This window comes from Nonomuraea sp. NPDC004702 (assembly GCF_053601695.1).
In genome coordinates this window covers 33625-42516 of record NZ_JBSGCE010000042.1, presented here as the reverse complement: position 1 = coordinate 42516, position 8892 = coordinate 33625, and the positions used below count along the sequence as shown (strand labels likewise).

Here is an 8892-nt window from a genome sequence, read left to right as displayed (position 1 = left end):
CGCGACGCGAAGTCACCCTCCGGCAGGTCTGCCGCGCCGGGCGAGGTCGTCGCGCGGGCAGCAGGAAATATGGGCCGCTCGTCAGGGTTCGACCTGGCGAGGGGCGGCTCACGGCTGAAGCCACGCCATTCCTATTATTTTGTCCGAAAGTCAGTCAAGGGATGAAATTTAAACCAATGATGGAATGCTGGTTTCGGGCATCGACAAAACCCGCTTCCGGCGGGTGCGTCTACGGGCGGTGGACCTCCCCGGCTGGGCGGATGATCTCTGCCTGCCCTCGCGTTCTGGGGTTCTGCCACCCTGCGTGATGATCTTGTCCCTCTATGGAATGCCCGTAATTAGGGTTTCGGTCCTGTCGTTTGAAGGGGTCTCTGTCCCTATTGACTGATTGAGTCGGGTCCGATTCTCCATATCGGTCAGATCGGCGGTCATCCCGCTGGCAGTGGCCTCGCGGGGTGCTGACAGCCGTCGGCCCCCGTCCTGTCAGGGCCGGGATCAGGAAGACCTCCCCGTTCGCGACGAGCACGGGGAGGTCTCGAGATCACTGCGATTCCGGTCTCAGCGGCGGGCGGGCGGGTCGCCCGGACTCACTACGGCCTCACCGCTTCGGCCGGAAGTAGTGCCTCACCATGTAGGCGGTGACCTGGGCGCCGATCTTCGCGCCCTGTACGTCCGCCGTGCGCGTGTGGATGCCGCCCCACACGCGGGCCTCGATGACCTCGGCCAGGGCGTGGGAGAAGCCGCGGAAGCTCCTGGTGGTGCCCGAGTCGGAGCTGTAGCCGCTGAAGGGGATGTCGTCCCTGCCGAAGAAGTGGGCCAGCGCCGACATGCTGGCCGCCGTGAAGCACGTGTGCCCGGAGGTGTAGTCGGGGTGCGGCGGGGTGACGAGCAGCGGCGTCCAGTCCGGGTCGGCCGTGGTGCGGGGGTTGCCGTCGGTGTCGGCCAGGCGGATCGCCGTCACCGGCCGCCAGAAGGCCCACGCCGCCTTCTCGTTGTAACAGGCGGTCGTGGCGTCGGCCTCGGCCAGGTCGACCATGGCGAACATGCGGGCCGCCTGGAGCGGGTTCAGCCGCCGGGTCGTGGCGAGCTGGCGTTTGATCTCCCATTCGGCCAGGTGCCGGTCGTGCCACCAGATCGCGGCCTGCGTCTGGTCCTGCGTCCTGGCCGTGCTGTCCGCCCCGCCGATCCGCTTCAGCTCGTTGACGTCCTTGGCGTAGCGGGAGCTGGTCAGCGCGGGTGGGCCCGAGGTGCGGAACATCGACGCGCTGGGGATGAGGAACGGCTTGAGGTCGCCGACCCAGGCCCCGTCCGAGGCGTTCGTGGGCGGTGTCGGCCGCCACTGGCCGGGCTGGGTGCCGATCGGCCAGGTCTGGTCGCCGAACGCGCCGTCGTTCTCCCTGGCGGCGATCATCGCGGCCGCCGCCTGCTCGCCCACGGCGACGCCGCGTCGTCTCGCGTCGCCGTCGGCGATCGTGGCGAGGTACTCGTCGTACTGGGTCGTCAGCCGGGCCTGCTGGGCGGGGAAGAGCTTGTTCAGCACGCGGAAGGCCGCGGTGGCGACGGCGGCCTCCGTCGACTCCCCGCCGTCGGCCCGGGGCGCGGTCAGGTACGGCTGGTAGGGGGTGCCGGCGATCGCGTTCACCGCGTCGTAGACGGCTCCGTGCACCATGGCGAAGCTGCGCGCCTGGACCTGCGGCTGCTGGCCGGCGACGTCCCAGATGGCGGTCTGGGCGTTGCGGTCCCAGACGACGACGGCGTTCTCGGGCGATTGTGAGCCCGACGCGTACGCGGTTGCTGAGCCCTGTCCCGCCGGGACGACGGCGGCGATGACGAGGACGGCCAGCCATCGTGCGATGACCGGCCGTCGCCTACCACGTGATTGAGGCATTCGAGAAAATTACTATGTCGCCTCAAGGCCGTTAAGCGGCCAAATAAGCGAAAACCCGATAACGACACGTCCGAAAAACGGGCCCGCCGGAACGGCGGCGGGCCATCGCGCCCTCTCAGGGGGTCTGACGTCGAGCGATGCCGTCGGCGCGGTCATGGCCGCCGCGCCCGGCACGCCGGTCGCGCTTTTCCCGCACCGCGATGACGTTCGCCGCGATGAGCAGCCCGGAAGGCACGATCGCGGTAATGAAACCGCTCATTCCGATCAGGCCGACGCCTATGGCCCCCCAGACGAGGATCGCCCAGCCGACATATCCGGGAACCTGCTGCCCCTGCCGCCCCGCCCGCGCCACCAGCAGGCCCAGCAGCGCCAGCACCACGACGAACCCGCCGGGCAGCGCCCAGAAGACCGCCTGCGAGTCGCCGTCCGCGAGGCCGTTGCGCAGGTCTCCGGCGAGCCAGCTCGCCCAGGGGGCGAGGGGGACGAACACGGCGGTGTGCGCCAGGGCGATGAAGATCATGGCTCGCCCGGCCCAGCTGGTGAGCCGGTCCGGCGGTGTGGCCGTCGCGAGCGGGGAGGAGGTGCTCATGCCTGCCAGCCTTTCCCGGGAGCCGCCCGGTGTGCTCCCTCGCGAGGGGGATGCCGCTCCCTCTCCCGGGGCGGTCTCCGGCGGCCTCATGCGAGCGCCCTCTCGGCCATCATGGCCATCAGCGTCATCTGGTCCAGCGGGGGCGTGGCGGCGGGGTCGAGCTCGCGGTAGCGGCGGTGCAGGTTGACCACGATCCGCTCGGCGTCCAGCCAGGTGGCGTACTCGTCCAGGTCCACCGCGCCGACCGCCTCGGGGAAGGACAGGCCGCGGGCGTGGGCGGCGTCCGCCTGGTCGACCACGTGGGCGAGGTAGCCGCGCACCGCGCGGATCCCGTCGGGGTCGGTGACCGGGCCGTGGCCGGGGACGATCGTGTGGGCGCCGGTGGCGAGCATCCTGTCGCAGGCGTCGATCCAGTTGGCGATCGGGCCGCTCCACACGATCGGCGTGCAGCCGACGAACAGCAGGTCGCCCGCGAAGAGCACGCCCGCGTCCGGCACGTGCACGACGGTGTCGGCGCCGGTGTGGGCGGGGCCGAGGTCCATCAGGCGCACCTCCCGGCCGCCGATGTCGAGGGTGAGCTCCCGGTCGTACGTCCGGGTGGGCAGCCGCAGGCGGATGCCGCCGAAGTCGAAGGCGCCGAAGCGTTCGCGGAAGTAGGGCGTCGCCGGGCCGATGTCCATCACCTGGGCGGCGGTCAGCAGGTCGGGGCGCATCTCGTGCCGCATCTCCGCGCGGGTGGCCGCCGCGGAGACGATGTCGACGCGCTCGCCCAGCAGCTGGGTGCCGTGGCAGTGGTCGCCGTTGGAGTGCGTGATGGCGGCGTGGGTCAGCGGATGCCGGTCGGTGACCTCCCGCATGGCGGCCAGCATCTCGGCCGTCAGCGGCAGGTCGAACAGCGTGTCCACCAGCAGGGACGCGCCCTCGCCGGTGACGAGCCCGGCGTTGCTCAGGCCGTACCCGCCGTCGGGCAGCAGCCAGGCCCACACGCCCGCGCCGACCTCGTGCAGGCCGCGGGTGTAGGGCAGCCTGGAGCGGGCGTTGTTGACGCGCGGGCGCGGCGGGCGGCGGTCGGGGTCGTGCCGCGGCGTCAACGGGTACGGCCTGGCGGACGCCCGGACGGTCTGACGGGTCCGGCCCAGCCCCTCGACCGTCAGCTCGACGACGTCGCCGTCCCCCAGCCAGCCTGGGAACGCGGACGGGTCGGCCATCGACAGGTGCTCGACGAGACAGCAGCCGGGCACGGTGCCGGAGCCGAACACGTCGCCGGGCAGCAGGTCCACGCCGCGCGAGGCGTAGGAGACGACCTCGCCGAAGCTCCAGTCCATGCTGTCGGTGCGGCCCGAGCCGACGATCTCGCCGTTGACGGCGGCCTCGACGCGCAGGGCGAGCCGGCCGTCGCGGCGGTAGGGCGCCAGCTCGTCCGGGGTGACCAGGAACGGGCCGAGCGTGGTCGCGCCGTCCTTGCCCTTGGCCTGGCCGATCGCCAGCGGGGACTCCCGCAGCTGCAGGTCCCGCGCCGACCAGTCGTTGTAGACGGTGTAGCCGATGATGTGCGCCTCGGCCTCCTCCGGCGTGAGGTCCCGGCCGCCCGGCCCGATGACCGCGGCGATCTCCAGTTCGAAGTCGAACCAGACGCTGCCCGGCGAGATCGTCACGTCGTCGTACGGGCCGACGACCGTCGAGGGGCAGGCGAAGTAGAAGGCCGGGACCTGGTACCAGGCGTCCGGCAGGGTGCGCGGCTGACCGGCGGCCTGCCGGCAGTTGCGCATGTGGTCGAGGAAGCACAGGCAGTCGCGGATCGAGGGCGGGCGCGGGACGGGCGCCCGCAGCCTCGCCTGGGCCAGTGGAACCGTCTCCGCCGACGACGCGAGCGCCTGCTCGCCCGTCGCGCGCAGCGCCTCGGCGCCGCCGCCGAGGAGATCGAGCAGCCGGACACCGGGCGCGACGGGGTGGATCAGGTCCTCGCCGAGCACGCCGACGCGGTCGCCGGCGCCGGTCGCGTAGGTCACCCAACGCATGGGGGAGCTCCTTCGTCTCTATGTTGACCAACACAGGCTATATTTGCTGACATTCGCTCGGTCATCCGGCATAGCCGATCGCATGGCATCATCGCCACATGGCGATCGATCACCATGGCGGCCTGTGAACGCGCCGAGCCCGCGGCGGGGATGGGCGGCGATCACGCCCGGCCGCCTGTACTACGCCGGGCACGTCGGCGCGGGCGGCCTGCACGCCCACCACGCCGTGCAGCTCCTGGTCGGCGACGGCCTGGTCCTGCGCGGCGGCACCGGGCCCGCGCACGAGGTGCGGGCCGCGCTCATCCCGGCCGACACCCCGCACGAGATCGTGCGCGGCGCCGACGACGCCCTGCTCGTCCTGATCGACCCCGCCCAGGCCGGGCGGCCGTCCCGCGGACAGGCCGCCGGTCCGGCCGCCTCGTGGAGCCTCGACGTGCGCCCGCCGGCCCCTCGTGACCTGCCCGGCCTGGCCGCCCTGGCCGACGAGCTGACGGGCACGGCGCCGCCGCCACCCCTCCACCCCGCTCTGGCGCACGCGATGCGGCTGGTCGAGGCGGCCCTGCCCGCGCAGGTGCGGCTCGCCACGGTGGCCGGCGCCGTGCACCTGTCGGAGAGCAGGCTGGCCCACCTGTTCCGGCAGGAGGCGGGCCTGCCGTTCCGGCCGTACGTGTTGTGGACGAGGCTGCGGGTCGCGCTCTCCTCACTGTCGCGGGGAGCCACGCTGACCGCCGCCGCGCACGCGGCCGGCTTCTCCGACGCCGCCCACCTGACCCGGACCGTGCGCCGCATGATGGGCGACGCGCCCTCGGCGCTGGCCACCGGGGTGCGCTGGCTGGAGGGTTAGCAGGTTCGTTCAAGCCCGCGGGGCCCCGGCCAGGCCAGGCTGGTCCATGTGATCATCATCATCGGCGCCGGTCAGGCAGGGCTCGCCGCAGGCCGGGAACTGCGCCTGGCCGGGCACGACGTGCTCCTCCTTGAGGCCCATTCCCGTGTGGGAGAGTCCTGGCGGCGGCGCTGGGACTCCCTGCGCCTGTTCACCCCCGCCCGGCTCAGCTCGCTCCCCGGCCTGCCGCTGCCCGGCGACGGCGACCGCCACCCCGGCAAGGACGAGGTGGCCGGCTACCTGGAGGACTACGCGGCGCAGTTCGAGCTGCCCGTCCGGCTCGGCGCCTCCGTCTCACGACTGCGCCGCGCCGCGGACGGGAGGTTCGAGGCGGTCACCGACCGGGACGTCCTCACCGCCGACGGCGTCGTGGTCGCGACGGGCCCCTTCCAGCGGCCGCACGTCCCCGCCCTGCCGCTCGGGCCGGACATCGTCTCCCTGCACAGTGCCGACTACCGCAACCCGGGCCTCCTGCCCGACGGGCCCGTGCTCGTGGTCGGCGGCGGCAACTCCGGCCTGCAGATCGCCGCCGAGCTGAGCCGGGAACGGCAGGTCACGCTCGCGGTCGGCAAGCGTCAGCCGGTGCTGCCCCAGCGTGTCCTCGGCCGCGACGTCTTCGCCTGGCTGCGGGCCCTCGGGGTGGTCACCGCCCCGGTCGGCGGGCGGTTCGGCCGCTCCGTCCGCGAGCGCGACCCGCTGATCGGCATCGGCCCAGGGCGACTGCGCCGCCTGGGCGTCCGCGTCGTCGACGGCGTCGTCTCCGCCGACGGCGGCCGGCTGCGGACGGCCGGCGGGCAGACCGTCACGCCGTCCGTCGTGATCTGGGCGACCGGCTACCGGCCCGACTACGGCTGGCTGCGGGTGCCCGGCGCGCTGGCCGGCGGCGTGCCGCTGCACACCGGCGGCATCAGCCCGGTGCCCGGCCTGACGTACGTCGGCCTGCCCTTCCAGCGCAACCGCGGCTCCGCCCTGCTCGGCTGGGTGGGACACGACGCGGCCCTGGTGGCACGGAGCTACCCGGTCACGCCGCCGCCGCGGTCGTCCACGGCGGGCCCGGTCAGCCCTCCGGCCACGCGGTGAGGACGGCGGCCAGCAGCGTCCCGTCGTGGCCGGACGGCACCGCGCGCAGGTCGAGCAGGCAGCGGCCGTTCTCCACCCGGGCGAGCACGGGCGGCTGCGCCCGGCGCAGCGCGGCGGCCGCCCGCCGGTCCAGCGCGACGGCGGCGCTCGGCAGGGACACCCCTGGCGCGCCCCCGCCGCCGACCACGCTCCGGCTGTCGACGGCCTCGGCGTCGATCCCCTTGTCGCGCAGCCGGGCCGCCAGGTCCTCGGCGCGGGAGCGCAGCGTGGCCTGATCGGCGTGCAGGCTCTCCCAGGTCGGCGTCGGCGGGCCCGCGACCGTGGCCTCCAGCGCCGCCAGGGTGATCTTGTCCACCCGCAGCGCGCGGGCGAGGGGATGGCGGCGCAGCCGGTCCACGAGGTCGGCGCGGCCGAACAGCAGCCCGCATTGAGGGCCGCCGAGCAGTTTGTCCCCGCTGGTGGTGACGAGGTCCGCGCCCTCGGTCAGCCAGCTCGTGACGTCGGGCTCGCGGGGCAGCAGCGGCTCGTGGGCCAGCAGCCCCGAGCCGGCGTCGGCGACGAGGGGGACACCCCGCTCGCGGCACAACGCCGCCAGCCGCGACACCGGGACGTCGGCCGTGAACCCTTCGATCCGGTAGTTGGACGGGTGCACCTTCAGCACCAGGCCCGTCCGCGGCCCGATCGCGTCGGCGTAGTCCGCCAGGGCGGTGCGGTTGGTCATGCCGACCTCGCGCAGCCGGGCACCCGTGGAGACGAGCAGGTCGGGAAGGCGGAAGCCGTCCCCGATCTCGATCAGCTCCCCCCGGCTGACCACGATCTCGCCGCCCGCCGCCAGCGCGGTGGCCGCCAGCACGAGCGCCGCCGCGTTGTTGTTCACGACGTGGACCGCCTCGGCCGCGGGCACGGCGGCGGCCAGGGCGGCCAGCGCCGTGCGTCCCCGTCTGCCCCGGTCGCCCGTGTCGAGGTCGAGCTCGACGTCGGTGACCCCGGCGGCCAGCTGCACCGCCTGGCGGGCGGCGTCCGACAGCGGGGCGCGGCCCAGGTTGGTGTGCAGCAGCACGCCGGTGGCGTTGATCACCGGCCGCAGGCCGGCGGCGGAGGCGGGCAGGGCCGCCAGCGCCGCGGTCAGGACGTCCTCCGGCGCGAGCTCGCCCTCTCTGGCCCGCCGCTGCGCGGCGACGATCACGGCCTTGACCTGGGCGTGGCCGAACCGCCGGCGGGCCTCGACCAGCCGGGGGTCGGCGAGCAGCGTGTCCGTCCGCGGGATGGATCGACGATGGTCGGTCATGCTAGGGACGTCCGTTCGGCGTGAGAAGCACGGTGTCTCCAGGTCTCGTACCGGGGCCGATCAGGCATCATATGATCAACCGCCAGAAAAGCGATCATGACGGCCGTGATCGCCCTATGGTGTGATCATGAAGAGGCTCACGCAGTACGCCCAAGGCGGCGGCTGCGCCTGCAAGATCCCCGCGGCGGACCTGGAATCGCTGCTCGGCGACGCACGCATGCCGTTCCCCCGAGATCCCGAGGCGGAGCTCGTGGTGGGGCTGGAATCCGGCGACGACGCAGCCGTGGTCCGCACCCAGGACGGATCCGTGCTCATCAGCACGGCCGACTTCTTCACCCCGGTGGTCGACGACCCCTACGACTGGGGCCGCATCGCCGCGGCGAACGCCCTCTCCGACGTCTACGCCATGGGCGGGCGGCCCGTGGTCGCGCTCAACCTCCTGTGCTGGCCCACCGACCTCCTGCCCTACGACCTGGCCGCCGAGGTGCTGCGGGGCGGCGCGGAGGTGGCCGCCCAGGCGGGCTGCCACCTGGCCGGCGGGCACAGCGTCGTGGACGCCGAACCCAAGTACGGCCTGGCCGTCACCGGCGTCGCCGACCCCGACCGGCTGCTGCGCAACGACGCCGGCCGCCCCGGCCTGCCGCTGTCCCTGACCAAGCCGCTCGGCCTGGGCGTGCTCAACAACCGGCACAAGAACACCGGCGAGGTGTTCCCGCACGCCGTGGAGACCATGACCCGGCTGAACGCGGACGCCGCGCGCCAGGCCGTGGCCGCCGGGATCCGCTGCGCCACCGACGTCACCGGCTTCGGCCTGCTGGGCCACCTCCACAAGCTGGCCCGCGCCTCCGGCGTCACCGCCGTGCTGCACGCCTCGGCCGTGCCGATGCTGGACGGCGCGGCGCAGGCCGTGAAGGAGGGGTTCGTCCCCGGCGGCTCGCGGCGCAACCTCGACTGGGTGGCCCCGCATCTCGACCCCGGCGACGTCCCGGAGGAGACCCTGCTGCTGCTCGCCGACGCGCAGACCTCAGGGGGGCTGCTGGTCGCCGGGGAGATCCCCGGCGCCCCGGTGGTCGGCGAGCTGATCGAGCACACCGGGCACACCGTCGTCATCCGTCCCTGAACGCCGACGCCGGGCGAAACCCCACG

7 protein-coding genes are annotated in these 8892 nt (G+C 73.6%); 3 read left to right on the top strand and 4 right to left on the bottom strand.

Annotation, left to right across the window (positions count from 1 at the left end; all coding sequences use genetic code 11):
* Positions 1-598: 598 nt before the first annotated feature.
* The 3 genes from ACWEJ6_RS37680 to ACWEJ6_RS37670 form a co-directional block, all read right to left on the bottom strand.
* The gene (locus ACWEJ6_RS37680; protein WP_452430052.1) at positions 599-1888 is read right to left on the bottom strand and encodes a phosphatase PAP2 family protein; all 1290 of its coding nucleotides are present in this window, start codon (positions 1886-1888) and stop codon (positions 599-601) included.
* Positions 1889-2003: 115 nt separating this feature from the next.
* The gene (locus ACWEJ6_RS37675) at positions 2004-2477 is read right to left on the bottom strand and encodes a DUF6463 family protein (protein WP_452430050.1); all 474 of its coding nucleotides are present in this window, start codon (positions 2475-2477) and stop codon (positions 2004-2006) included.
* Positions 2478-2563: 86 nt separating this feature from the next.
* Complete coding sequence (locus tag ACWEJ6_RS37670; RefSeq protein ID WP_452430048.1) at positions 2564-4495, bottom strand: fumarylacetoacetate hydrolase family protein; 1932 nt, start codon at positions 4493-4495, stop codon at positions 2564-2566.
* A gap of 124 nt (positions 4496-4619) precedes the next feature.
* On the opposite strand from ACWEJ6_RS37670, the gene ACWEJ6_RS37665 reads away from it, so the two are divergent.
* Entirely contained in the window at positions 4620-5339 is a 720-nt protein-coding gene (locus tag ACWEJ6_RS37665) for a helix-turn-helix domain-containing protein (RefSeq protein ID WP_452430046.1), read from the top strand.
* A gap of 48 nt (positions 5340-5387) precedes the next feature.
* Complete coding sequence (locus tag ACWEJ6_RS37660; protein WP_452430044.1) at positions 5388-6458, top strand: flavin-containing monooxygenase; 1071 nt, start codon at positions 5388-5390, stop codon at positions 6456-6458.
* Here ACWEJ6_RS37660 and selA read toward each other — a convergent pair.
* Positions 6436-7746 carry an L-seryl-tRNA(Sec) selenium transferase gene (selA, locus tag ACWEJ6_RS37655; protein WP_449921818.1) on the bottom strand — a complete coding sequence of 437 codons (1311 nt, stop codon included), beginning with the start codon at positions 7744-7746 and terminating at the stop codon, positions 6436-6438. The two genes, ACWEJ6_RS37660 and selA, sit on opposite strands and share 23 nt — an antisense overlap.
* Before the next feature lie 127 nt (positions 7747-7873).
* Between selA and selD the strand changes: the two genes are divergently transcribed.
* Entirely contained in the window at positions 7874-8866 is a 993-nt protein-coding gene (gene selD, locus ACWEJ6_RS37650; RefSeq protein ID WP_452430042.1) for a selenide, water dikinase SelD, read from the top strand.
* Positions 8867-8892 lie beyond the last annotated feature (26 nt).